Here is a 23,622-nt window from a genome sequence, read left to right as displayed (position 1 = left end):
GGATTTGGGTGGAAAAGAATTTAAGCTCAAATTAATCTGACAGACACGGTAATTTAAAACGGGGGACTGTCAGATTAGGTTTGATCTTCTACAAAATAGTAGGGTTTAAATTCACCCTGCTTCGCCCGCTGGATAAGCGTATAGAGATAACCTTTCGGTTTTCTCACATCCTGCTTTTGAATAATGCGTTGTTGTGCTTCCAGCAAAATAGCTTGGCATAACCCCAGATCTAACCCTTTCATTGCTTGTGCAGTGAGTTTTTGTTCAAGTGAGGTTAGTGGGATTTCTTGTGGCCAAGTAATTTCGCTAGGTTCCCCAGTACAGTACTTATTAATATATAAAGTACTGTACAGTACATCTGACTTCCCTAATGGAAGTAAGTCTAAAATCAAGGACTTATCGTCATTTTCATCCCTAACTTCCTTATTGGAAGTCAGGATTTCTGAGGATTTTTTCCTGACTTCCTCATCAAAATCCCTGACTTCCATAGCGGAAGTCAGGATATTTTGTTGAATTTTGCTCAATTCTTGTTCAGCTTGTGAAAGAGGTTTATCTTTCATTTGTTGTTGCTGTTGATATGTTTTATAACGATTTTGCAGACAATCTAAATGAGAGACATAATGCCACTTAGTTTTATCTGCCATCAGACTTTCTACAATATGATTTGCTACACCATTAATAAGACTATCTTTATGCTTGGTGCATTTATCTAAGAAAGAGAGATAGTCGCTATTCAACTGAATAGCATCTAAAATGGGTACAGGCTCATCATGCAGAATATACACATTACCTTGCACATAACCTCGCTCATCACGTACGGTTTCACACAATGTCAGCCATCGGGTAAGACGGAGTAAATAAAGGGTTTGAGTCACTACTTTTTCCGATAATTTAGCCTCAGCATAGGGTCTATCAGACAACATTTTGCTGAGTGTCTCATAGGAAGGAAATAAGCCACCTTGAAAGGCTTGAACATTACACTTAATCAACTGCCATGCAAATTTTGCCCTTGGTGTTAGACAGGGATCTTGTAATAAGCGAGTAGGTACTGTTTCGTGTTGGTTGCCAAAAAATAGCAATCCGTGTTCTGTTGGGTTATTTATACTGCTGAACATTGTTTCTCTCCATTCGGATTAAAGAGTTTTTCTCTTGCTATTCTCTATCCTATGGCTATAATACTCAGGACTCATGCAAAGTCGGTCTCCTAAAAGTCTATGAGCCATAGAATAGAGATATAAGACTCCAATATCGAATGCCCCAAAGCGCCAACTTTGGGGCATTTATTTTTTACTTATGTTTTGATTGCCACTCGGAAACCAATTTCCAGACAACCGTTAAATTCATATTACCTTCCTCAGCAATCAGGCACAGGAGCTCTAAGCCTTCTTGTGAATCTAGGCTTTCCATTTTCTGTTTGTATTTTTGCCAAATCTCCCAAATATGGGTAGATTCTTCATCACTTGCGGCTGCTTTTCGCCCCATCTTTTCTTCAATACCAAGTAATTGGCGACGTGCAGAAACTTCAGAGGTTGATAAACCAAAATACTGATGTAACATTTCAATAGAAGCTCCAAGCAATAATGCTCGGTCAATAATCTGTCGTTGTTGGGTATTAGCTTGTGCAATCGCCAACAATTTCCAAAAGGTTTCGTGATTAATCTCCACTTTGGCAAAAGACACAACAGAGTTGCTGATATCCATAATTTCATCAAGACTGAGATTATTGATCGCTTTTAGTTGTTCCTCAGAAAATCCCATTTTTAAACAAGGATGGATATTTCCTTCTTTAATATTGAGCAGGGCGTTACCAATCAATGCTTCATTTACGGTAATTGTCTTAATCATTTTTTCCTCCTTGTTGATGAATATGGCGACTGACCCGAATGAGACGGAAAAGTTTGACTAAGGTAATATCATCAAGCTCAAACAGGAAGTTGGAATCTAGGACACAGTTATTTTCATCCTTATGTTTAGCTGTCTGTAACATTGAAAGGAATGAATAGAGTGTTAGAACAGACGGTGAAAGTTCACTATCTGTCGGTTTCATTGCATAAGTGTAATCCACAGGCTGTTTCACAACATGTTCAACCAAGTGGTCAATGCCCACACTCTCTGCAATATCTAAGGCAAGGGAATACGCCTCTGAACGATATTGACGAGCAGGATGAATCAACCAAATATCTTCAACCGGCTGGCGACCTTCACAAGCAAAAGTAAGTCCATTGGCTTCTGCTCGTTGCTCTCGCTGTTCTTGAATACTCATTCCCGGTGTGAGTCCAAAGTTATGAGCAATTTGGGAGAGATAATCCTCAGTTTGATTATCTTGCTTATCCAATAATGGAGAATCCAATTGAGATAAATCAGTAATGGCGTTATTCTGCTCATCGTCACTTTCATTATCATCTATTACATCATCAATAACATTTTTGGCTGGTTCTGTGGCAACAGATTTATTTTCATTTTTGATAACTGGTTCAAATTTTGCTGCTTGTTGTTCCTGTCTGGTATTGATTTGATCGACTGTTTTTTCAACTAAATTATCAATTTCTTGTTGTTTAGCCGCTATTTTTTTGAATTTTTGTTCATCTAAGTCAATATCCAGATAAAGTGTTTCAAAACTCACTTTTCCATCTAAAGCTTCAACCATTGCCGTAATCAATTCACTTTGGAATTCTTTTGCTTGAAATGGTGTAGCCTCATTAAATTTGGATAAATTTTCTGACCAGAGCGATTCAAAATTAATATCAGTATCAAATTGATGGGCTGCCCATACCTCTTCGGCATTATTACGAATAGCTAATAACTTATCGATTTGAGTATGTCCTAAACCTTTAAATAGAACTTCTGGAATATGGGGATATAGATAAAGTACACATCGCTCCATTTTATTAGCCAACGTATAGTGGATAATATAGCCATCACCCTCTAACTCAGTAGCTAATTCCCTTGCTGAAAGTGATTTATTCAATTTCTTCTCGTAATATTCTTTCGCCTGTAAAATACCAAGAGCTTTTTCAATAAATGACAAATCCGCACGGGTATCATTTTCAATCAAATGCCCGATAAGTAAATTGAGTTCAGCTTCGACACTGTCGGCAGTATCACCTTGCCAAGGTTTATATTGACAACTGATGGACCAAAATTTTGGATCTTTGGTCTCAGTAAACAGCTCTTTAAGTGCCTGAATACGGGTATTACCACCGTCAGCGACAATGTAAAAATCTTCTCCCGGACGACGGGTGATATTCGGCTTATGATCTAATCCTCGACGACGAATAGACTCTTTGATCATCTCGAAGTTAGGGTTACGGGTTTTCCGAGGGTTATGCTCATATGGACGTAATTTATCTAGCGTCACTGTAATATATTCAACATCGCTACTATAATGCGTTGGTGTTGCTGTTTGATAGGATGGAGCAGTATTCGAAATAGGCGAAACGTTTAATCCTTTCGCTATCGCTGCCAGTCTTTTTTCATCTTTTGTCATAATCTATCCTAATGCGTTGTGTTTGTTCGGTTTTCAAATAGAGCAAATTCACTTCTAAAATTGGTCATTACAGAAGTAAGTGGTCCATTTCTTTGCTTACCGATAATGATTTCTGCGGTACCTTTAAAGGGGGAATCCGCATCATAAATTTCATCTCGATAGATGAATAAAATGACATCGGCATCTTGTTCAAGAGAACCAGATTCTCGTAAATCAGAGTTGATCGGACGTTTGTTAGCACGTTGTTCCAAAGAGCGATTAAGCTGAGAGAGTGCATACACTGGGCACTCCATCTCTTTTGCCAGTAATTTGAGCGAACGAGAGATGTTAGCAATCTCTAAATTGCGATTTTCATAACGTTGCGAGGTTTGCATTAGTTGAATGTAATCAATGAAAATTGCGGCCGGTTTTCCATATTTACGAGCATTTTGTCGAACTTTGGTGCGTAATTTTTGAGGGGTAAGGCTACCTTCATCATCAATGACTAAACGATTTTTCCAATGTTCAAGAATATGCCCCATTGCCATCGTTAGTTTTCCCCAATCTTCATCGTCCAAGCGGTCTGCTTGGCGAATATCTTGTAAACTTACTCTGGCACGCATTGCTAAAAAACGTTGTAAAATTTGATCTGCCGGCATTTCCATACTGTGATAGAACACAGGAGCAGACTCAAATTTTTCAAGGGTGTGGTAGGCAATAGTTTGAGAAAATGCCGTTTTCCCCATCGAAGGACGGGCACCAATCACAATTAAATCACCCGGTTGCCCACCGGTAGTCGCTTCATCGATGCCTTGAATACCTGTCGGTGTTCCAGTCACAGGATCACCATTTTTAGCCGAAAGCTCCATACGAGAGAGCATACTGGCAAAAATATCACTTAAATCTGTTGCAGATTTGGTATTGTCAGAAAGGCTGAATTCAGTCATTTTTTTCTCAACTTCATCAATAACTGATTCAAGTTTTTCCGGTGTTTTTGCTGTCTGAGTCTGATCGACAATAAACTGGCCCAGCTTTAAAAGTTGTCGGTGTTTACTATGTAGCAGAACGACATCAGCATAAGCTCCAACATTGGCTGCCGAAGGGGTGTTTTTTGAAACTTCTGCAAGATAGGCAAAACCGCCGATTTCCTTCAACAGATTTTTCTGTTTTAGGTATTCATCTAATGTGAGAATATCTGCAGGTTTCCCCACCTCAATTAAATCCGTAATCCCCTTGAATAAGGCTTGATGCACACCAAAATAAAAGTCAGCCGAATTAATCTTGCCAATGACATCGTCAAAGAGAGTGTTATCTAATAACAATCCCCCGATGACAGCGGCTTCAGCTTCTGCTGAATAGAGATGGGTGGTTGGTTTATTTGGGTTAGACATAAATCCCCCAACTACTCAGAAAAATGAGATTGTGCAAACTGTGGCATCAGTAATGCACAAAGCTGACGAATGGTTTCATATTCAGCTTGGCTCTGGCGATAGACCGGTTTTGAAAAAGTTGCCGCTTCTCGGTATGCCACACGATCAGGCACAGAAAATTCCAGTAATGTTTTGTTTTCATCAAACTCATTTTGGAACAACGTGTGCAGATAGTCAGAGACTAATTTGACATCCTTGGTATGATCAACACAGTTAATCATCGCTTTCAGCGGTGGGAGAGTAAAGCCAAATGCAGTAAAAGTTTCTAAATCTTGATACATTCCAATCGTGCCACGGATAAATTCCTTAGCAGATAGAATGTGCGGAAGAATAGGGCAGAATAAAACATCAGCTGCCAGCACAGACATATCGACAGTAATATCTCTTGTTCCACGGGTATCAATAATGATGACATCGTAGCCTTCTATTTTTTGTAGTAGTAAACTGAAACGTAATGCTCCATCAGGAGAATCTCTCAGCATTGGGCTGATTTTGTTAGACGGATCATTTGACTGAATCAAGTCAAGATTAGGAATAGTCGTTTTAGAAATGATATGAGTAGGCTCTACATCTTTAAAATGAAGAAATTCATAAGTTCCGCCCGGAACTTGATATGCGAGTTCATAATAGGAACTTAATGTCGGTTGGGTATCAGTATCGATAAGAAGGGTTTTAAGACCGTGTTCTGCACAGAATGCACCAATGTTAGCGGCATTCGTACTCTTAGCAGAGCCTCCTTTGGTCGAAGCAATAGTAATGGTAAAAGGTTTGTTTGTACCGTTTTGTAATGGTTTCATAATTTACTCTCTTAACAAAGTTGAAGTTAAGGAGTATTGGCATTATAAACTGTATATTTAGAGTGAGTATTATTTGAAAGGAACGCAGTTGAATGGTGCCTGAGGTCGGACTCGAACCGACACGGTTATTCACCAATGGATTTTGAATCCATCATGTCTACCAATTTCATCACTCAGGCTGAGAGTGCATTTTTATTCAATTGCCTGTATGTTTTATCAGTTTACGCAAAAGATTTTGAATCCGCTGCGTCTACCGATTTCGCCACACTGGCTTAATTTTTGCACGATTATAGGGAAATATGACCGCTTGTGCAAGCGTAAAAATGCCTTTTGAAATCGGTTGATTTAAAAATCAGCACTCAATTCATCTTTACAAAAATAGTTATGCACATCACCTGTGGATAACTAAGTGAACAACCCTGTTTATAAATATTTAACCTACTGATTTTACTATAAATAATTTTAAAAATTGGCAGCGTTCAAAATTTCCCCTACAAAAAATCCACTACTTGACTTATTATTTTTCCTGTTTTTAGTTGGGTGATAATAGCCTCACCACGTTCAATATTTTCTGTTGAAGTAAGCGTTTTACCGTCTTTAGTTTGGGTAATTGAGTAGCCTCTGGTCAAGATTTTCAATGGGCTAAGTCCATCAAGTTTAGTGCATAACTCTTGAAAATGTCGCTGCTCTTTCAGCATTATTTTTTCGATAGAATAAGCCAAGCGTTGCGACATTTTTGCCACCATCGTTTGTTGCTGATAAAGTTGATAAGGTAGCGGGTTGCGTTCAAACCGTTGCGTAATGTTTTTCCATTTTTGCTGTTTTTTGCTGAGTTGTTGCTCCATTTGCCAATGGAGTTTCAGCTCCAATTGCTTAAGCATTTGGGATTGGCGTTCAATCTGCTTTTGCGGATGTTGGTGAATTAAACGGACATTTAGCTCTTTCCCCACCTGCTTTTTGGCTGCAACAAGTGCATAAATTGCCTGCTCGAGGCGGTATTCCATATAATCAAAACGTTGCTGTTGCGATTGAATTTGTTTGCTTGGATGCTGAGCATTCAGGCGTAAGGGGAGTTGTTGGAAACGGTTAAATTTATGGTTCCAAACTCGGTCAAAGGCTAAATTCACTTTATCAAACTGATGTTGTAATTGGCGTTTCAATTCATTTTGATCTCTGCTGACTAATTCCGCAGCAGCCGAAGGCGTTGGTGCGCGCAAATCTGCAACAAAATCAGCAATGGTCACATCGGTTTCGTGTCCCACCGCACTGATAATCGGGATTTGTGAATGATAAATGGCATAAGCGACACTCTCTTCGTTGAAACACCATAAATCCTCTAATGAACCGCCACCTCGCCCGACAATTAATACATCACACTCATTGCGGCGGTTTGCCAGTTCAATCATATTCACAATATCTTGCGTTGCTTCTTTGCCTTGCACGAGAGCCGGGTAAATAACCACTGATAAGCTCGGATCTCGTCGTTGCAAAATATGTAAAATATCTTGTAATGCGGCTCCGCTTGAGGAGGTAATAATACCAACGGTTTTAACAAAAGTAGGAATTGGCTTTTTATGCTCTTGAGCAAACAAGCCTTGAGCTGAAAGTTTTGCTTTAAGTTGCTCAAATTGCTGCTGTAACAAGCCTTCGCCCGCCGGTTGCATACTCTCAATAATGAGCTGATAGTCACCTCGTGGCTCATAGAGTGTAACACTTGCCCGCACCAGCACCTGCATACCGTTTTGTGGGCGAAAATTCACTCTTACATTTTTCATTTTAAACATCGCACAACGCACTTGTGCTTTGTCATCTTTTAAAGTGAGATACCAATGCCCCGAAACTGGTTGGCTGAAATTTGAGATTTCGCCGGTTAGCCAAATATGGCTCATTTCCATTTCGAGCAAATGGCGGACGGAATAGTTGAGTTGGGTAACAGTTAAAATATTGCTCATAATAATCAAAAAAGCGTAAATGTAGTAGAAGTGTAACGAGAAATGAAAGCGAGAGGAAGCTTTTGCAGTCAACAAGCGGTTATTTTTTGCTGTTTTTTGGCAAATAAAACGAAAACCCTCGATGTGATTCACTATCGAGGGTTTGGAATGTGGTTGCGGGGGCCGGATTTGAACCAGCGACCTTCGGGTTATGAGCCCGACGAGCTACCAAGCTGCTCCACCCCGCGTCTGATGAGGCTATAATATATCAATTTGACATAATGACAAGTAAAATCATACAAAATTGCTCTAAGTGATGTAAATTACAACAGATGTAGTATAAAAATACGCTTATTGTTGTAAAAACAATCAAATTATATTCTGGTTTTATTTTGTCGCTGTTTTTGCTATTCTTCTGTTTATTTTTCACATTTTATTAACGATATAAGGATATTCGATGAATTGGAAAGCATATAAAAAAGCTATTGCGGCAGCTAGCGTGGTAGCGATTGCAACGGTATTAGTGGCGTGTTCGTCTTCAGGCCAAAAAGGCAAAACAACCTCTTATGATGCGGAAAAAGCTAAATTTGGAGCAAAATATAATGGTCGTCACTTTATGCCTTATGGCACACATTTTCAAGCTGGACGTTTAGGATTAAATGCTGCTCCTGTTAATCAACTAGACTTTTTACAGCAGCTTTCTAATGTCAGAGCCTATAGTAGCTTGGCAGATTCTTATGCTATCGCTTACGGAAAAATCAGTCGTTGGATCTCATCGGGCGGTAATATTAATGATTTAGCAAAATATGGTATTAGTACTCGTTTAATGCGTGGCGAAGATGGCTACCAGAATGTGTTAATGACAGGGTATTACTCGCCGGTTATCAAAGCCCGTAGAACGCCTCAGGGGCAATACCAACACCCGATTTATGCGATGCCGTCTAGCAAACGTTTTTCACGGGCGGAAATTTACGCAGGAGCATTGCAAGGTCAGGGCTTAGAACTGGCTTATAGTAATTCAATGCTCGATAACTTCTTATTAGGTGTTCAAGGTAGCGGTTACGTTGACTTTGGTGATGGTCGCTTAAACTATTTTGCTTATGCAGGGCAAAATGGCTTTAAATATGCCAGCGTTGGGCGTTTATTAGTAGAAGATGGCGAAATTCCGAAAGAGAAAATGTCAGTGCAGGCTATCCGTGAATGGGGGCAACGTAACCCTAGCCGTGTTCAAGGTTTGTTGGAGCGTAATCCATCGTATGTTTTCTTTAAAAACGATCCTACCGGTCAGGTAAAAGGCTCTGCCGGTGTGCCGTTAGTACCACTTGCATCTGTTGCATCAGATCGTAGCATTGTGCCATCAGGTAGCGTGTTGTTGGTCGAAATGCCGTTGATTGATAGCAAAGGAAATTGGACCGGCAAACACGAAATGCGTTTAATGGTGGCTCTTGATGTTGGCGGTGCAGTGAAAGGCCATCACTTCGATTTATATCAAGGGATTGGCGATAAAGCAGGCCATATCGCAGGTTTAATGAAACATTACGGCCGTGTTTGGGTATTAAATTAATACAGGGTAACTATGTTAAAAAAACTATCTGCCATATTCTTACTTCTACCGAGTACTTCTACCGAGCGCCGTGCTTGCAAATAATTTGCAAAATATAACCGCTTCAACTGAGCCTAAATATAAAATCTCAGAAATAGATGTCAGAATTTTGATACGCCAGCTCAATAATATTGAGCAATGTATCTATCCTGAGTTAGCTAAACCCGGTTACCAGCAAATCTACGCAAATTGGAATCTGGCTGAAAATTTAACGATGCAATATTTTGAATATCAGCTTCTAAAAGAGTTGCTCGGAGAGGAAAATCAGAAACTGATGCAAAATGATACGCTTTCTACCGAGTATTTCCATTTACTGCATTCTCGTTTAAATCACCAAAAAGCAAATGTAGATCCCGAAAAATGCGATACATTTAAACCTAGATATAAAGAGATTTATAAAAGTATGGAAAATGCACTCACTAAGAAAAATCAATAGTAAAAAACTCGCAGTTTTCACTGCGAGTTTCTTTTATCTTTCGTTATGAATTTCTAAATTGGTGGCTTGTTTTGCCGCCTCTGCTTTTGCTTTATCGTTTCGAGATCTTGCTATACTGTCTAAATAGCATTTATCTACATCACCTGTAATATATTCTCCTGTAAATACAGAGTCATCAAAGCGATGAATAGTCGGATTTTCCAGTTGAATAGACTTATAAAGTGCTTCAAGGTCTTGGAAAATCAATTTATCCACCCCTATCATCTGTGCAACCTCTTCCACTGAGCGATCATAAGCCACTAATTCTTCACAAGTCGGCATATCAATGCCATACACATTCGGGTAGCGAATTTCCGGTGCGGCAGAGGCAAAATAAACCCGTTTTGCACCAGCTGCTCGTGCCATTTCCACGATTTGTTCAGACGTTGTACCTCGTACAATAGAATCATCAACCAGTAACACGCTTTTGCCTTTAAATTCAGAGGCAATCGCATTTAATTTACGGCGAACCGAGCTTTTACGCTGTGCTTGCCCCGGCATAATAAAAGTTCGAGCTACATAGCGGTTTTTAACAAACCCTTGACGATAGGGTTTATACAACATATTAGCAATACGTACCGCAATATCATTTGAGGTTTCAGGAATCGGGATCACCACATCAATATCATCGATAATTCGTCCCCATTCACGTTTAATTTTCTCACCTAATAATTCGCCCATATGCACTCGTGCAGAATATACAGAAACGCCATCAATGACGGAATCAGGACGGGCAAAATAAACATATTCAAAAATACAAGGATTCAGTTTTGGATTATCGGCACAAATTTGCGAATGTAATTGCCCATCAAAGGTAACATAAATCGCTTCACCCGGCAGCACATCTCGCACAAATTCAAACCCCACTACATCAAGAGCCACACTTTCCGAAGCAAACATATATTCGGTTTTACCCTCGATTTCACGTTTACCCAGCACTAACGGGCGAATACCGAATGGGTCACGGAAAGCAACCATACCGTGTCCGATAATCATCGCAATGCAAGCATAAGCACCACGAATGCTATCATTGGTTTTACGAACCGTTTCAAAGATATTGTCTGGGCTTAAATGCTGAGTGGAATAGAGATCTAAAAAGTAAGCAAAAATATTAAGAAGGGATTCAGAATCAGAATTAGTGTTCACATGGCGGCGGGCTTCGTTGTATAAGCGAGCTTTAAGTTCCGCATTATTAGTTAAATTACCGTTGTGAACTAAGGTAATACCGAAAGGTGAATTGACATAAAATGGCTGGGCTTCAGACACACTTGAGCTACCTGCTGTTGGGTAGCGAACGTGACCAATTCCAACATTGCCTTGTAATCTCACCATATGCTCTTGCTGGAAAACATCGCTGACTAAGCCGTTAGCTTTGCGTAAGCGGAAACGATTTTCATCGTCTATGGTGACGATACCTGCGGCATCTTGTCCTCGGTGTTGAAGTAATGTTAAACCATCATAAATCGCCTGATTCACCGGCGAATTCCCAATAATACCGACAATGCCGCACATATAGAAAAACCTCTTTATTTAGTCGTGTTTAAAAAACTGGAATTTGCTTGTAACTGTTCAAAGAACCACTTCACAATAAAGTCAAAATGCGGAATTAATAGCGATGATTTCCATAATTCCGTTTGGCTTGCTTGGGTAAAGGTATCTAAGAAAAATAAAATAGCCGACACAATTAAAATACCACGCAATGCCCCAAAAGCACCGCCTAAAATACGGTCGGTGATAGACATTCCGCTCAAATCAATCACTTTGCCTAATAAACCGTTGATCACACCACAAACAATTAAAGTCAAAATGAACAGAATCGCCGCTGCAATACCATTGCGTAAAAATTCTGAATTTTGCAAATAAACCGAATTAATTTGTGTGAGATAACCGCTTAAATAAGGATAAAACGAGCTTGCCACAAAAAAGGCGATTACCCAACCAAGTAGCGATAATGCTTCATTGGTAAAACCTCGCCATAAACTGATAAGCACTGAAAAAGCAATGATTCCGATAACAATTAAATCAACCATAACACACCTTAAAGCGTAAAGCTCTCCTATTCTACAAAAAAAGAAAACGTTTGCGTAGCACTATTTCGCTAAAAATAAGTGCTTTATGCAAATACAAGCGGTTAAATTCGGTAAAAAATTTACACAATCCGACCGCTTGTAAAACCTAGTCTGCAATATAACCAACATCGTCCAACGTTGGATTATTTGCTCCTTGTTTAGCCAGCTCATCGCAAATCTCATTTTCACGATGTCCTGAATGCCCTTTCACCCAACTCCATTCAATTTGGTGGCGTTGAATTTCTTGGTCTAAAGCAACCCATAAATCTTTATTTTTAACTGGCTTTTTATCGCTGGTTTTCCAGTCATTTTTCTTCCAGTTAAAAATCCATTTTTGGATCCCGTTTTTCATATATTGGCTGTCACTATTGAGTTGCACCTTACAAGGCTCTTTTAGCATTGCTAAAGCCTCAATCACCGCCCGCAATTCCATTCGGTTATTGGTGGTTTGAAAATAGCCTTTGCTCACGGTTTTTTCGTACCCGTTATAACGCAGCAAAATACCAATCCCCCCTTTGCCGGGGTTGCCTAAACAAGAACCGTCTGTAAAAATTTCAACTAATTTCATCATCACGCTTTGAAAATAAAAGCCCCAAAGCATTAACTTTGGGGCAGCTTTTAGGCTAAATTCTAAAAGTTATCAGAATGGAGATCAACTGATTATTTTTTTCCAAGTTGTGGAATCACGCTATTATTAGCCGCCAATAAACCTGCATCGGTATAAACTGCTAATTTACCACGGGTATCGACAATATCTAAGTTACGCATTGTTAATTGACCGATACGATCTGCCGGCGTAAACGGTGCATCTTCTACTTTTTCCATACTTAAACGTTCTGCTTCGTAGGTTAAGTTTGGCGATTCAGTGTTAAGAATAGTGAAATCGTTACCACGGCGTAACTCAAGCGTGACCGTACCGGTAATCGCTTTTGCCACCCAACGTTGAGCCGTTTCACGCAACATTAAAGCTTGCGGGTCAAACCAGCGGCCTTGATACAATAAACGCCCTAAACGTAATCCGTTAATGCGATATTGCTCAATCGTATCTTCGTTGTGAATACCGGTAACTAAACGCTCGTAAGCGATGTGTAATAATGCCATTCCCGGTGCTTCATAAATACCACGAGATTTCGCTTCGATAATACGGTTTTCGATTTGGTCTGACATTCCCAAACCATGTCTGCCACCAATGCGGTTAGCCTCCATAATTAATTCAACGGCATCATCAATACGTTTACCGTTTAACGCCACCGGCACACCTTCTTCAAAGGTAACAGAAACAGTTTCCGCTTTAATTTCAACTGATTCGTCCCAGAATGCCACGCCCATAATCGGTTTTACGATCTTCATACCGGTGCTTAATTCTTCTAAATCTTTCGCTTCGTGGGTTGCACCTAACATATTCGAGTCTGTAGAGTAGGCTTTTTCCACCGACATTTTATAGTCAAAACCGTTTTCGATTAAGAATTTAGACATTTCCAAGCGACCGCCTAATTCATCAATGAATAGTTGGTCTAACCACGGCTTATAAATTTTTAATTTTGGATTGGTTAATAAACCGTAACGATAGAAACGCTCAATATCGTTACCTTTAAAGGTTGAACCATCGCCCCAGATATTCACATCATCTTCTTTCATTGCCGCAACCAACATTGTGCCGGTTACCGCACGACCAAGTGGCGTGGTGTTGAAATACGGAATACCGCCGGTTGAAATATGGAAAGCACCGCATTGAATTGCGGCAATGCCTTCGTGAGCTAACTGTTGGCGACAGTCGATTAATCGTGCATTTTCAGCCCCATATTCCATCGCTTTTTTCGGAATTGCGTTGTAATCATCTTCATCCGGCTGACCTAAATTTGCGGTGTACGCATAAGGCACTGCCCCTTTTTTACGCATCCATAACAGTGCTGCTGAGGTATCTAAACCGCCTGAAAAGGCGATACCCACTTTCTGCCCTAAAGGTAAAGCTTCTAAAATTGTTGCTGACATACGAATTCCTATAAATTTTGAAAGTAAAAATATTCAAACGCAAACGCTTACGTTCAAGCAAAATATTCTAGCTGAAAAGTAGTAAAAATTCATCTAAAATTTAGCCCGATGATTTGCAAATTTTTTGTGAAATTTGACCGCTTATAATTTACTGAAAACCTAAAAGCAATAGAGAAAATCAGAATGAAAAAACTACTCGTAATCCGTAATGATAAAATTGGGGACTTTATGGTCTGCTTTCCGGCATTTGCTATGTTGAAGCAATCAATGCCGAATGTGGAAATTACCGCTCTTGTGCCAAGTTATACTGCTCCACTTGCCGAGCTTTGCCCTTCTATTGATAAGATTATTATTGATACGGCGAATAAAAAAGATAAAAATGAATTTAACCGTATTTTACAAGCGGTTAAAAATGAGCAATTTGATGCGGTTATTTGTTTTGTTTCAGACTGGCATAATGCCAAACTCACCTGGCAAAGTGGGATTAAATACCGCCTCGCTCCAGCAACTAAATTATTCCAATTTTTATATAACCACCGTTTAACCCAACGCCGTTCTCAGTCAGCAAAAGCGGAATCCGAATATAATTTGGATTTAGCCCGTGCTTTTTTAAGCAAACACAATATACCGATTGTTGAACCTCACACGCCATACTTAAGTGTTGAACAGCAAACCGTCCAGGCACAAAAAGCAAAATTATGCGAACAACTCAATATTACCACCGTTAAAAAGTGGGTATTTGTGCATAGTTCAACCGGTGGTTCGGCAAATAATTTATCTATAGAACAGTATGCAGAGTTAATTCAAGGTATTTTGGCAGAATTTGATTGCTATGTGGTACTCACCGCAGGGAAAGGCGAAAGCGAAAAAGCTCAGCAGTTAGCTCAACAAATCAATCACAACAACGTGGTGGTTTATGATAAAAATGAGGGGTTACAAGATTTTACACATTCGCTTGCGTGTGCAGATTTGTTTATTGCCGGCTCAACCGGTCCGTTACATATTAGTGGGGCGTTAAATATTCCAACTATTGGCTTCTACCCGAGCCGACTTTCTGCCATTCCACGCCGTTGGAAACCGATTAATGATGCGAATAAACACATTGCATTTTGCCCACCGTCTGATAAAGCCTCACAAATGAATTTAACTTTAATTTCTATTTCTGAGGCATTAAAAACGATAGTACCGTTTATTCGGAGAATGTGGAATACTCCCTCTCTCTGATAAAATTGCTAAACGCAATTTTATCTATCTCTCTCCCACTAGAGGGAGAGAGTACTGAAAAGCATCATTTCCGAGTACGATTCCACAAATCCGCATATTTTACGAAAGTAGAATGTGCCGAAAGAACTGCCAATAAAAATCCTTGCTTGCCATCTAAAAAACCGGCTTTTAATAGATACATTTTCACAAAACAGCCGATGGCGTGAGTCACGCCATCAAATAAGCTGGCTGTTTTGCCTGCATTTGCCCGTTGGATTGCCCACGCTTTAGCGTAACTTGCCGATTTTACCAAATAGTGGTGAATATCTTTATAGGTGAAATGCAGCAAATCGCCTTGTAGTTTCTGGATTTTTGCCTCTTTTGGGTAATGTACTTTTTCGTGAACCAATTCATCACCATATTTGGCAAATTCCGTGCGATACAATCTCACCACACAATCCGGATACCAACCCGAGTGGCGAATTTGTTTGCCAAATACTTCACTTAAGCGGCTGATTTTGTAAACGGTATTTTTTTCATCATTTTTGACCGCTTGTAAAATAGATTGCTTCAGTTCGGCTGTCACTCGCTCATCTGCATCAAGCCAAAGTACATAATCACTGGTCACATATTGTTGAGCTAACTGACGCTGTTTACCAAAGCCTTGCCAATCGGTGTTAGTGTAGAACCTTGCGTTGTATTCAGCAGCAATTTGTGGTGTTTCATCAGTACTGCCACTATCTAAAATCACAATTTCATCTACCCAATCTTTTACTGTGTCAAGGCAAGTCCGTAAATCTTGAGCTTCATTTTTGACAATCATCGCAACACTTAATGTCGGCATAGTTTATCCTTCTCTCTTTTTGTCGTGTGTTTTTCTGCTATTCGTTGCATTTTACTTTAAAAATAGTGGTTTTTGTGCTATTTTCTACGCCAAATTTTATCAACAAAACAAATTAACGGAAAAAGAATGTCAATTACATTAACAACCAAACAAAAACAATTCCTAAAAGGCTTGGCTCATCATTTAAGCCCAGTGGTGATGCTGGGGGGTAACGGCTTAACAGAAGGCGTGTTAGCTGAAATCGATAACGCCTTAGACCACCACGAACTGATTAAAGTTAAAGTTGCCGGGGCTGATCGTGAAACCAAACAATTAATTATTGATGCCATTCTGCGTGAAACTAAAGCGGCTGAAGTACAAACCATTGGGCACATTTTAGTGCTTTACCGCCAAAGCGAAGAGAAAAAAATCAGCTTGCCAAAAGCAACTAAAGCGATCTAATTGCAAAAATATGTTTAAATTCAACCGCTTGTATTCAAGCGGTTTTTTATAGGACTTTCTATGTTTAAAAAATTCTCTCTTTATACCCTTGCAATGTTGCTCATTCCTGTGGTGACTTGGCTGGCAAATTGGCACTGGTCTCTGGCAATTCAATACGCTGAATTTGATTTCGACTACTTTTTATATTTAATCACCGAAACCGGCTCCGTACCTTATGCCATCATCACCTGTGTGGTTTTCGCCTTATTACTGGCGTGGGTGGTTCACAAACGCTACTCTTTAATTTTTGTGATTACCGTGTGTGTCGCTTCAATGGTAGCCACTCAAGCAATCAAAACAGCGATGAAATCAACCTTTCAAGAGCCTCGTCCATTTGTCACTGCTCTTTTCCAAGATAAAACAGACGATTTTTATCAATTAACACGCGAGCAACGTGGGCTTGCCGTAATGGAAAAAATCGGTGCAAATCAAAATTTTGTTACCGCTCACCAAGCCAAAGAAGTGGGCTATTCTTTCCCATCAGGCCACACTATTTTTGCGGTTTCTTGGCTATTATTGGTGGTAGGTTTCTGCCGTAATATGCGAGGACAAGCGGTCGTTTTGGCTCATTTTTTTGCAATCAGTTGGGCGGCGTTAATGCTGATTAGCCGCTTGCGTTTAGGTATGCACTACCCGATTGATTTATTCACCAGTAGTTTAATTGCGTTTCTAATCAATTTAGCCTTATTTGTGTGGTTTGTGCCTTGGTTGGAAAGTAAAAAATGGTTTGCTAAAAAGCCTTAATTGGCAATTTAGCCAAATCAATATACAATACAAATTATTGAATAAGTACCTAAAATAAGGAGCTTAGAATGGAAATGTCGATAGAAAAAATAGCTGAACTATTAAGCGATAAAGAAAAAGATGACTATCCGTTTAGTATTGAGGAAAGACAATTTGCCGCCCAGGCTAGTGCTGATACTTGGGAGGCAATCTTAAATAACACTATTCAACCTTTTGACTTCAAAAAATAGGCTTGCTATGTATCAAGTTTTTATTGCAGAACCAAAAGACCCAAACTTAGAGAAAGGCTTATTGAAACACTTCATTAAGTCTTATCTTACTCAAGAAGAACTCGATTTCCTGCATAAAATTCTCACTAATTTACCCAACATCAGACCTTTTTGGGGCGATACCGGTTACAAATATATCGTCATTGATAATGTTTACTTCTTGTATGAAGTTTCCGAAAGTGAAAAGAAAGTCATTCTACTTGGCACCAAATTTAATAATAAACGGAAAACTTTTAATTTTGCGAATACGAAAACCCAGAAAAAATCAATGAAGAAATGGATTAATGATTTAGCAATTTATAAACCGCATAAAATCAATCAATCGCAATAAGAGAGCGTAATTATGGCAATTTATTATGGCTTAGATGTGGGCGGCACAAAAATTGAATTAGCCGCTTTTAATGAAAAACTAGAAAAACTACACAGCGAACGTGTGCCGACACCGCAGACAAATTATCAAGATTGGCTGACGGCAATTAAAACGCTGGTTGAGACTGCCGATACAAAATTTGACGAAAAAGGCACTGTCGGGCTGGGCATTCCGGGCTTTGTAAACCGTGAAACCGGCATTGCGGAAATTACCAATATTCGAGTGGCTGACGGCAAAACGATTCTGAAAGATTTAGCCGAATGTTTAGGGCGTGAAGTGCGTGCCGAAAACGATGCTAACTGCTTTGCCCTGTCTGAAGCGTGGGACGAAAGTAATAAGCCTTATTCCACCGTATTAGGGTTGATTATCGGCACCGGTTTTGGCGGTGGTTTTGTGTTTGACGGTAAAATTCATTCAGGCAGAATCGGAATGGCAGGCGAAGTTGGGCATATGCAACTTAACTACCACGCACTTAAATTGCTCGACTGGGATAAAGCCCCAATTTATGCATGTGGTTGTGGCAACCAAGCCTGTTTAGACACCTATATTTCAGGGCGGGGTTTTGAGTTACTGTTTAATGATTTAGTAGGAGAAAAAATCTCGGCGAAAGCGATTATCGAACGCTTCTACCAACAAGAAACCAAAGTGGTGGAATTTGTCGAAAAATATATTGAGCTAATGGCAATCAGTATCAGCAATCTGATTACGATTTTAGATCCGGATATGATTGTATTCGGTGGCGGTTTATCCAACTTTGATTATATCTACCAAGCTCTACCAAAAGCATTACCAAAACACTTAATGCGTTCAGCGAAAGTGCCGGTCATCAAAAAAGCAATTCACGGCGACTCAGGTGGCACTCGTGGTGCAGCAGCATTATTCTTAAAGTAATGAACAAATTTGAGAGAGGGCAAGCGGTCATTTTTAATAAAAATATTGCAGCCCTCTCTTTTAATTTGCCTTACTGCTTAGTTTCTTCCGGTAATTTATATAACTGATTTTTATATAAATAACTGCCAAGCAATGCGTGTGCTAACGCCTCTTTTTTAAACGATTCCGGCTGTTCTTTAGGGGTGAGTTTATAGTTAGCTTTATCGTAGCTAAATCCTTCTATCGGTAAATTTGGTCGCATTACCACCACATCATTTCCCCGCATCATCGCCTGTGTCGCATCATATTGCATAAAGGCACGGTTTGGGTCATCTTGCGTTAAATCATACCCTATCATCGGATATTGACCACTTATTCCCGCCACAGAAAGTAATGTTGTCGGCATATCGAGCTGACTAACTAAACGGTTATCCGTTCTTGGCTGAATGTGTTCGCCTAATAAAAGTGCCGGAATATGGAAGTGTTGAATTGGCACTAAATGCTCGCCAACGGCTCTTGAATCGTGATCTGCAATCACTAAAAACACCGTATCTTGCCAGTACTCTGATTTTTTCGCTAACTCAAAGAAATGCCCGATAGCATAATCGGCATATTTTGCCGCATTATGGCGAGTCTGCTTCGGTTGTTCATAGAGTTCAATTTTGCCGTCCGGAAATTCAAACGGATCGTGGTTACTGGAACTGAATACCAAACTAAAAAACGGTTTACCTGATTTGTGCAGTTGATTAAAAGTTCCATTTGCCTTATCAAACAGATCTTCATCACTCACGCCCCAAGTTGCGGTAAATTTAGGGTTTTTATAATCTTTTTCATCGATAATTTGCTGGAAACCATTACCGTAGAAAAAGCTCGCCATATTATCAAAATGCTTCTCCCCACCATAAATAAAGGAAGTATGGTATCCTTGACGTTTTAATAATTCGGCAATACTAAAAAAGTTAGTTTGGCTTTTCGTCAGTTTTACCACAGATCTTGCCGGTGTTGGTGTAAAACCAGCCGTTACCGCTTCAATTCCTCTCACCGAACGAGTACCCGTTGCATAAAGATTGGTAAAATACCAGCCTTGTTCTGAAAGTTTATCTAAATTTGGAGTGAGATTTTTCCCTCCTAGCGAACCGACAAATTGAGCCCCTAAACTTTCTTCTAAGATAATCACAATGTTTTTAGGCTTTCCTTGATAAGTCGCTTTATTTTGCGTGAGGGTGGGAATTTCATCTGAAATATAATCTGAAGCTGGTCGATTACGAACCTGCTTAACAATGTTGAACATTTCCTCCACAGACATTTTTCCATACTGTTCGGAAGATTTATCTTCATCTTTCAATTGCTGAACCGCATAAAGCACGGAATAACCTGAATTTAGCACCAGTGAATTGACAAGCGGATCGCTTGAAAATGCCACCATTGCCGGATTAATCCCTCGATGGGCAAAACTGGAACGCCCACCAACAAAAACTATTGCAGCAACCAATAAAGCCAGTAGCGGACGCATTTTCCAGCTCGGGAAATGCAAATTTTTGGTTGCCCAACCCGATAATTTCCAATAAATGATGAGAGAAATCATCGCAATGCCAATCCCACAAATAACAGCCCATAAATGTCCGTTAATCAGCATTGTGAACACTTCTCTCGGATGGACCAAATACTCAATGAAAAGACGATTTGGGCGAAGGTCAAAGGTTTCAATAAAATTCGGTGTGGCGACTTCCATAAAAAGAATAAATACACTACCGACAGTTAGCCAAATTCTTAAAACAGTCTGCCAAATCGAACCCAGTACATTTTTATGAAAACACAACACGCTAAATAATGCCGGTAAGCCAAATAGCCAACATAGCGAAGATATATCAATGCGAATACCTTGTAGTATTAATGGTATCCATCCATCAACAGCGGATACTCGATCAGATTGCCAAACGCCTAACACTAAACGGGATAAGGTGAGGATAACTAAATTAATCCCAACAAATAGTAGGATTGGAAATAGCACAGTTCTTGATTGACTGCGTTGGTACATTTTGAATCTCCTTTTAAAAAATATCGGCATATTATAATTGAATAATGACAGGATCGCCTACTTTTATCACACCACTGTTTTGTGGCACAAGGTGAATACCGAACACCGGCTTACCTTTTTCATCGCAATGCTTTTCTTTTAAGGTTCTAAACGGCTCCGATTTGGGGTCTAACTCAAGCGTGTTTAAATCCCGTGTAATCAAAATGCAACGAGTACATAATGCCGCTTTGGTAAATAGCACTTCGCCAATTTGAACTTGTTGCCACTGCTCTTCCTCAAATGCCACATTGCCATCAATCACAATATTCGGGCGAAAACGAGCCATTTCGAGTGGAATCGGCGACCATTGTTGCACTTGCTCAAGCGATTTTAGAGACATCAAACTCACCGGGTTGCTATCTGCAAAACTCATTGGGTGATCGGCAAAATTCGCAACAATTCGTTGGCTTTGCGAGCCAAGCCAACGTAGTTGCACAGCCCTACCAAAAATTTCACTCAGCCATTGATTGACCGCTTCTGCCGCCACTTTGGCATTAAAATGTGTTCCCCACACTTCACTACTCTGCTCTTCCACAAAATCTTGGTAAAGTGCAACGCATTTTTGACCGCTTGTATGGGTAATCATTACCCCTGTCGCAATCGGGAAAGCCGCTAGACGGTATAATTCCGGATCTTTACGGGCAGTAATAAATTTGCCGTTAGGCTCGGCTAGCATAAATTCACGGTCAAAATTTAAGCCTTTCGGTTCAACAAATGCCTGTGAAACTTGAATAGCTTGAGTTGATTTTATCGGGTAAATATTGAGCTCGGTAACTTGCATAGAAAATCCTCCATTTGGAAATAGGATAACAATACCTGCAAGCGGTCGAAAAGTAAAAGGAATTTGCAAATCCCTTGTGAGAACGGTAAACTTGAGCAACTTTTACAGCAATAGGTCAGCAACAATGGCAAAGAAACCCACTCAAGATTTTGAAAGCACACTTAAAGAATTAGAAGCAATCGTTACCCATTTGGAATCCGGTGATTTACCGCTTGAAGATGCCCTCAACGAATTTGAAACTGCAATCAAATTAGTGCAACAAGGGCAAGAACGGTTACAAAAAGCCGAGCAACGTATTCAAATCTTATTAAATAAAAACGATACTGCCCCACTTAGCGATTACGAAAGAGAATAATCACAATGAGCTATCTATTAGCAACCGATCTGACTCACCTGCAACAACGGATTAACCATTTTCTCGCTGAAAAATTAAAAACAACGGATAGCGTTGGTTCGCCTTTAGTAGAAGCAATGGCTTATGCGGTATTGCTGGGCGGTAAACGGGTGCGACCGTTTTTAATCTATGCCACCGGCAGAATGCTTGGTGTGCCGTTGGAAAAATTAGATCATAGTGCGGCGGCAATGGAGGCTATTCACGCTTACTCGCTGGTTCACGATGATTTACCGGCAATGGACGATGATAGATTACGCCGTGGCAAGCCAACCTGCCATATTGCCTTTGATGAAGCTACCGCTATTTTAGCCGGCGATGCGTTACAAAGTTTTGCGTTTGAACTGCTGGCAACCGATCCGCATTTGACCGACCGAGAAAAAGTCGCTCAAGTTACAGAATTGGCAACTGCTTCCGGTGCAAAAGGAATGTGCTTAGGGCAAAGTTTGGATTTGATTGCGGAAAATAAAGCTGTCAGTTTGGAAGAACTTGAATTAATTCATCGCAACAAAACCGGGGCATTGATACTGTCATCCGTGATGATGGGATTGAACCTTTCCGAACATTCGCAAAATTTAGCCATAAAACAACCGCTTGTAAACTATGCCAAAGCGATTGGCTTAGCCTTTCAGGTGCAAGATGATATTTTAGATGTCATTGGTGATACCGATAAAATCGGCAAAACAGTGGGTTCAGATGAACACTTAAATAAAAGCACATACCCGAAATTGTTGGGCTTAGACGGGGCAAAACAAAAAGCCGAAATGCTTTATCAAACCGCTCTCCATTCGCTGGAACAGTTGCCTTTCGATACCACCGCATTAAAAGAGTTAGCTAATTTTATTGTTAAGCGTGAAAACTAAGAAAAAACCTAGCCGAAGCTAGGTTTTTAGTGATTAAACGTGAGGCTTGGCTTCCGGCAATGTGCCTTCAATTTCATATACCACATCGCCGTCTTTAAAGAAAACATAGCCACCATTTTTCATTTTGGTCCAGTTTTCATTTTTGGTAAGTGGCTGAGTGGTAATAATCGTCACTTTATCAGTAATTTTGGTATATTGACTAAAATCAATCGACACATCATCATCACGCAAGGCTTTGCCAAACGGTGCTTTACGGCAAACGTAATGCAGATTAGTTGTACAACGGGCAATCATCCAATGACCGTTGGATAAAACAAAATTAAATACCCCGTGTTCCGCAATTCTTGAGGTAATTTGCACCACAGCATCAAAAATCTCTTTTTCGCTTGGCTTAGCCGGATACATCTCTTTTAATTCCGACACAATACGGCAAAATGCCGCTTCGGAATCGGTTGTACCAATCGGCTGGTAGTGGCACTCCTCGCATACCCCAACACCTTCCACTGTGCCGTTATGGGCAAACACCCAGTTCTCGCCCCATAATTCACGAATGAATGGGTGGGTATTTTCCAAATTCACATCGCCACGGGTAGCTTTACGAATGTGTGCAACCACATTGAGTGATTTAATTTGATATTGGCTGATCGCTTCTGCCATCGGCGATGATGCCCCCGGGCGATTATCACGAAAAACCCGAACGCCTTTACCCTCAAAAAAGGCAATACCGAATCCGTCTGTATGATGATCTGTAAGCCCTGCTCTACGGCGGAAACCATCAAAAGAAAATGTAATATCGGTTGGCGTATTACAATTCATTCCAAGTAATTGACACATAATTGACTTCTTTAAAATAAATAATTTACAACAAAAAATAAGGGGCTGTCCTAGATAACGACTAAAAACTCCATTTAGGTTAAGATACCCAAATGAGAAAAAGTCGTCTAAGTCAGTACAAACAAAACAAACT

Annotated in this window: 24 protein-coding genes and 2 tRNA genes; 10 read left to right on the top strand and 16 right to left on the bottom strand. The window is 40.0% G+C overall.

What is annotated here, in order from left to right:
- Nucleotides 1–74: 74 nt before the first annotated feature.
- From EDC41_RS11650 to EDC41_RS11615, 8 genes are all read right to left on the bottom strand, one after another.
- Entirely contained in the window at nucleotides 75–1,115 is a 1,041-nt protein-coding gene (locus EDC41_RS11650; protein WP_020831367.1) for an STY4528 family pathogenicity island replication protein, read from the bottom strand.
- 172 nt (nucleotides 1,116–1,287) lie between these two features.
- Entirely contained in the window at nucleotides 1,288–1,845 is a 558-nt protein-coding gene (locus EDC41_RS11645; RefSeq protein WP_006252489.1) for a DUF2857 domain-containing protein, read from the bottom strand.
- Nucleotides 1,838–3,487, bottom strand: coding sequence for a ParB family protein (locus EDC41_RS11640; protein ID WP_006252651.1), 1,650 nt, complete (start codon nucleotides 3,485–3,487; stop codon nucleotides 1,838–1,840). Before EDC41_RS11640 ends, EDC41_RS11645 begins: the two co-directional genes overlap by 8 nt.
- Before the next feature lie 8 nt (nucleotides 3,488–3,495).
- Complete coding sequence (gene dnaB / locus EDC41_RS11635) at nucleotides 3,496–4,857, bottom strand: replicative DNA helicase (protein WP_020831366.1); 1,362 nt, start codon at nucleotides 4,855–4,857, stop codon at nucleotides 3,496–3,498.
- A gap of 11 nt (nucleotides 4,858–4,868) precedes the next feature.
- Nucleotides 4,869–5,693 carry a ParA family protein gene (locus tag EDC41_RS11630; protein ID WP_006252653.1) on the bottom strand — a complete coding sequence of 275 codons (825 nt, stop codon included), beginning with the start codon at nucleotides 5,691–5,693 and terminating at the stop codon, nucleotides 4,869–4,871.
- A 93-nt stretch (nucleotides 5,694–5,786) separates the two neighbouring features.
- Nucleotides 5,787–5,872, bottom strand: a tRNA-Leu gene (locus EDC41_RS11625).
- A gap of 312 nt (nucleotides 5,873–6,184) precedes the next feature.
- Nucleotides 6,185–7,645 (bottom strand): exodeoxyribonuclease VII large subunit, encoded by a 1,461-nt coding sequence (gene xseA / locus EDC41_RS11620; RefSeq protein WP_015587093.1) that lies wholly within the window; start codon nucleotides 7,643–7,645, stop codon nucleotides 6,185–6,187.
- 150 nt (nucleotides 7,646–7,795) lie between these two features.
- A tRNA-Met gene (locus EDC41_RS11615) sits at nucleotides 7,796–7,872 on the bottom strand.
- A 209-nt stretch (nucleotides 7,873–8,081) separates the two neighbouring features.
- On the opposite strand from EDC41_RS11615, the gene mltA reads away from it, so the two are divergent.
- Together mltA and EDC41_RS11605 are read left to right on the top strand one after the other, a co-directional pair.
- Complete coding sequence (gene mltA, locus EDC41_RS11610; protein ID WP_006248848.1) at nucleotides 8,082–9,188, top strand: murein transglycosylase A; 1,107 nt, start codon at nucleotides 8,082–8,084, stop codon at nucleotides 9,186–9,188.
- Nucleotides 9,189–9,258: 70 nt separating this feature from the next.
- Nucleotides 9,259–9,663: a DUF5358 family protein gene (locus EDC41_RS11605; protein ID WP_006251681.1), complete on the top strand. Its 405-nt coding sequence runs from the start codon at nucleotides 9,259–9,261 to the stop codon at nucleotides 9,661–9,663.
- Between the two features lie 33 nt (nucleotides 9,664–9,696).
- Here EDC41_RS11605 and purF read toward each other — a convergent pair whose 3' ends face one another.
- From purF to argG, 4 genes are all read right to left on the bottom strand, one after another.
- Complete coding sequence (purF, locus tag EDC41_RS11600) at nucleotides 9,697–11,214, bottom strand: amidophosphoribosyltransferase (protein ID WP_006248846.1); 1,518 nt, start codon at nucleotides 11,212–11,214, stop codon at nucleotides 9,697–9,699.
- A gap of 14 nt (nucleotides 11,215–11,228) precedes the next feature.
- A complete protein-coding gene (locus EDC41_RS11595; RefSeq protein WP_006248845.1) occupies nucleotides 11,229–11,732 on the bottom strand; it encodes a CvpA family protein in 504 nt (167 codons plus the stop codon).
- A 145-nt stretch (nucleotides 11,733–11,877) separates the two neighbouring features.
- Nucleotides 11,878–12,339: a ribonuclease HI gene (gene rnhA / locus EDC41_RS11590; protein ID WP_031192856.1), complete on the bottom strand. Its 462-nt coding sequence runs from the start codon at nucleotides 12,337–12,339 to the stop codon at nucleotides 11,878–11,880.
- A 92-nt stretch (nucleotides 12,340–12,431) separates the two neighbouring features.
- Nucleotides 12,432–13,763, bottom strand: a complete 1,332-nt coding sequence (gene argG / locus EDC41_RS11585) for an argininosuccinate synthase (RefSeq protein ID WP_006248842.1) — start codon at nucleotides 13,761–13,763, stop codon at nucleotides 12,432–12,434.
- Nucleotides 13,764–13,946: 183 nt separating this feature from the next.
- Between argG and EDC41_RS11580 the strand changes: the two genes are divergently transcribed.
- Nucleotides 13,947–14,987, top strand: coding sequence for a glycosyltransferase family 9 protein (locus EDC41_RS11580; protein ID WP_006248841.1), 1,041 nt, complete (start codon nucleotides 13,947–13,949; stop codon nucleotides 14,985–14,987).
- Nucleotides 14,988–15,051: 64 nt separating this feature from the next.
- Here the strand turns inward: EDC41_RS11580 and EDC41_RS11575 are convergent, their stop codons facing one another.
- The gene (locus tag EDC41_RS11575; protein WP_006251559.1) at nucleotides 15,052–15,810 is read right to left on the bottom strand and encodes a glycosyltransferase family 2 protein; all 759 of its coding nucleotides are present in this window, start codon (nucleotides 15,808–15,810) and stop codon (nucleotides 15,052–15,054) included.
- Nucleotides 15,811–15,936: 126 nt separating this feature from the next.
- Between EDC41_RS11575 and yhbY the strand changes: the two genes are divergently transcribed.
- From yhbY to nagK, 5 genes are all read left to right on the top strand, one after another.
- Nucleotides 15,937–16,251 (top strand): ribosome assembly RNA-binding protein YhbY, encoded by a 315-nt coding sequence (yhbY, locus tag EDC41_RS11570; RefSeq protein WP_006248838.1) that lies wholly within the window; start codon nucleotides 15,937–15,939, stop codon nucleotides 16,249–16,251.
- A gap of 60 nt (nucleotides 16,252–16,311) precedes the next feature.
- The gene (locus EDC41_RS11565; protein ID WP_006251558.1) at nucleotides 16,312–17,034 is read left to right on the top strand and encodes a phosphatase PAP2 family protein; all 723 of its coding nucleotides are present in this window, start codon (nucleotides 16,312–16,314) and stop codon (nucleotides 17,032–17,034) included.
- 68 nt (nucleotides 17,035–17,102) lie between these two features.
- Entirely contained in the window at nucleotides 17,103–17,264 is a 162-nt protein-coding gene (locus EDC41_RS13590) for a hypothetical protein (RefSeq protein WP_006248836.1), read from the top strand.
- A 7-nt stretch (nucleotides 17,265–17,271) separates the two neighbouring features.
- Nucleotides 17,272–17,634, top strand: coding sequence for a hypothetical protein (locus tag EDC41_RS11560; RefSeq protein ID WP_006251557.1), 363 nt, complete (start codon nucleotides 17,272–17,274; stop codon nucleotides 17,632–17,634).
- A 12-nt stretch (nucleotides 17,635–17,646) separates the two neighbouring features.
- Nucleotides 17,647–18,564 (top strand): N-acetylglucosamine kinase, encoded by a 918-nt coding sequence (nagK, locus tag EDC41_RS11555; protein ID WP_006251556.1) that lies wholly within the window; start codon nucleotides 17,647–17,649, stop codon nucleotides 18,562–18,564.
- 70 nt (nucleotides 18,565–18,634) lie between these two features.
- Here the strand turns inward: nagK and EDC41_RS11550 are convergent, their stop codons facing one another.
- Complete coding sequence (locus tag EDC41_RS11550; RefSeq protein ID WP_006251554.1) at nucleotides 18,635–20,581, bottom strand: LTA synthase family protein; 1,947 nt, start codon at nucleotides 20,579–20,581, stop codon at nucleotides 18,635–18,637.
- A 31-nt stretch (nucleotides 20,582–20,612) separates the two neighbouring features.
- Nucleotides 20,613–21,401 (bottom strand): MOSC domain-containing protein, encoded by a 789-nt coding sequence (locus EDC41_RS11545; RefSeq protein WP_006251553.1) that lies wholly within the window; start codon nucleotides 21,399–21,401, stop codon nucleotides 20,613–20,615.
- A gap of 124 nt (nucleotides 21,402–21,525) precedes the next feature.
- Between EDC41_RS11545 and xseB the strand changes: the two genes are divergently transcribed.
- On the top strand, nucleotides 21,526–21,756 hold the full coding sequence (gene xseB, locus EDC41_RS11540) for an exodeoxyribonuclease VII small subunit (protein WP_006251552.1): 231 nt from the start codon (nucleotides 21,526–21,528) through the stop codon (nucleotides 21,754–21,756).
- A 5-nt stretch (nucleotides 21,757–21,761) separates the two neighbouring features.
- The gene (ispA, locus tag EDC41_RS11535; RefSeq protein ID WP_006251551.1) at nucleotides 21,762–22,655 is read left to right on the top strand and encodes a (2E,6E)-farnesyl diphosphate synthase; all 894 of its coding nucleotides are present in this window, start codon (nucleotides 21,762–21,764) and stop codon (nucleotides 22,653–22,655) included.
- Between the two features lie 33 nt (nucleotides 22,656–22,688).
- On the opposite strand, the gene EDC41_RS11530 is transcribed toward ispA, so the two are convergent.
- Nucleotides 22,689–23,489 (bottom strand): class II glutamine amidotransferase, encoded by an 801-nt coding sequence (locus EDC41_RS11530; RefSeq protein ID WP_006252656.1) that lies wholly within the window; start codon nucleotides 23,487–23,489, stop codon nucleotides 22,689–22,691.
- Between the last annotated feature and the right edge of the window lie 133 nt (nucleotides 23,490–23,622).

The organism is Mannheimia haemolytica, assembly GCF_004342115.1.
Taxonomy (GTDB): Bacteria; Pseudomonadota; Gammaproteobacteria; order Enterobacterales; family Pasteurellaceae; genus Mannheimia; species Mannheimia haemolytica.
The sequence above is the reverse complement of the archived record's forward strand: the minus strand, read 5'-3'. Positions and strand labels throughout refer to the sequence as shown.

Coding starts and splice junctions, on each gene's coding strand:
- ispA (WP_006251551.1), top strand. CDS start 21,762: ATGAGCTATCTATTAGCAACCGATCTGACTCACCTGCAACAACGGATT.
- EDC41_RS11530 (WP_006252656.1), bottom strand. CDS start 23,489: ATGTGTCAATTACTTGGAATGAATTGTAATACGCCAACCGATATTACA.
- EDC41_RS11545 (WP_006251553.1), bottom strand. CDS start 21,401: ATGCAAGTTACCGAGCTCAATATTTACCCGATAAAATCAACTCAAGCT.
- EDC41_RS11650 (WP_020831367.1), bottom strand. CDS start 1,115: ATGTTCAGCAGTATAAATAACCCAACAGAACACGGATTGCTATTTTTT.
- dnaB (WP_020831366.1), bottom strand. CDS start 4,857: ATGTCTAACCCAAATAAACCAACCACCCATCTCTATTCAGCAGAAGCT.
- EDC41_RS11565 (WP_006251558.1), top strand. CDS start 16,312: ATGTTTAAAAAATTCTCTCTTTATACCCTTGCAATGTTGCTCATTCCT.
- EDC41_RS11645 (WP_006252489.1), bottom strand. CDS start 1,845: ATGATTAAGACAATTACCGTAAATGAAGCATTGATTGGTAACGCCCTG.
- mltA (WP_006248848.1), top strand. CDS start 8,082: ATGAATTGGAAAGCATATAAAAAAGCTATTGCGGCAGCTAGCGTGGTA.
- EDC41_RS11560 (WP_006251557.1), top strand. CDS start 17,272: ATGTATCAAGTTTTTATTGCAGAACCAAAAGACCCAAACTTAGAGAAA.
- xseA (WP_015587093.1), bottom strand. CDS start 7,645: ATGAGCAATATTTTAACTGTTACCCAACTCAACTATTCCGTCCGCCAT.
- EDC41_RS11630 (WP_006252653.1), bottom strand. CDS start 5,693: ATGAAACCATTACAAAACGGTACAAACAAACCTTTTACCATTACTATT.
- yhbY (WP_006248838.1), top strand. CDS start 15,937: ATGTCAATTACATTAACAACCAAACAAAAACAATTCCTAAAAGGCTTG.
- nagK (WP_006251556.1), top strand. CDS start 17,647: ATGGCAATTTATTATGGCTTAGATGTGGGCGGCACAAAAATTGAATTA.
- EDC41_RS11640 (WP_006252651.1), bottom strand. CDS start 3,487: ATGACAAAAGATGAAAAAAGACTGGCAGCGATAGCGAAAGGATTAAAC.
- EDC41_RS11595 (WP_006248845.1), bottom strand. CDS start 11,732: ATGGTTGATTTAATTGTTATCGGAATCATTGCTTTTTCAGTGCTTATC.
- EDC41_RS11580 (WP_006248841.1), top strand. CDS start 13,947: ATGAAAAAACTACTCGTAATCCGTAATGATAAAATTGGGGACTTTATG.
- EDC41_RS11550 (WP_006251554.1), bottom strand. CDS start 20,581: ATGTACCAACGCAGTCAATCAAGAACTGTGCTATTTCCAATCCTACTA.
- xseB (WP_006251552.1), top strand. CDS start 21,526: ATGGCAAAGAAACCCACTCAAGATTTTGAAAGCACACTTAAAGAATTA.
- EDC41_RS11575 (WP_006251559.1), bottom strand. CDS start 15,810: ATGCCGACATTAAGTGTTGCGATGATTGTCAAAAATGAAGCTCAAGAT.
- argG (WP_006248842.1), bottom strand. CDS start 13,763: ATGTCAGCAACAATTTTAGAAGCTTTACCTTTAGGGCAGAAAGTGGGT.
- EDC41_RS13590 (WP_006248836.1), top strand. CDS start 17,103: ATGGAAATGTCGATAGAAAAAATAGCTGAACTATTAAGCGATAAAGAA.
- rnhA (WP_031192856.1), bottom strand. CDS start 12,339: ATGAAATTAGTTGAAATTTTTACAGACGGTTCTTGTTTAGGCAACCCC.
- purF (WP_006248846.1), bottom strand. CDS start 11,214: ATGTGCGGCATTGTCGGTATTATTGGGAATTCGCCGGTGAATCAGGCG.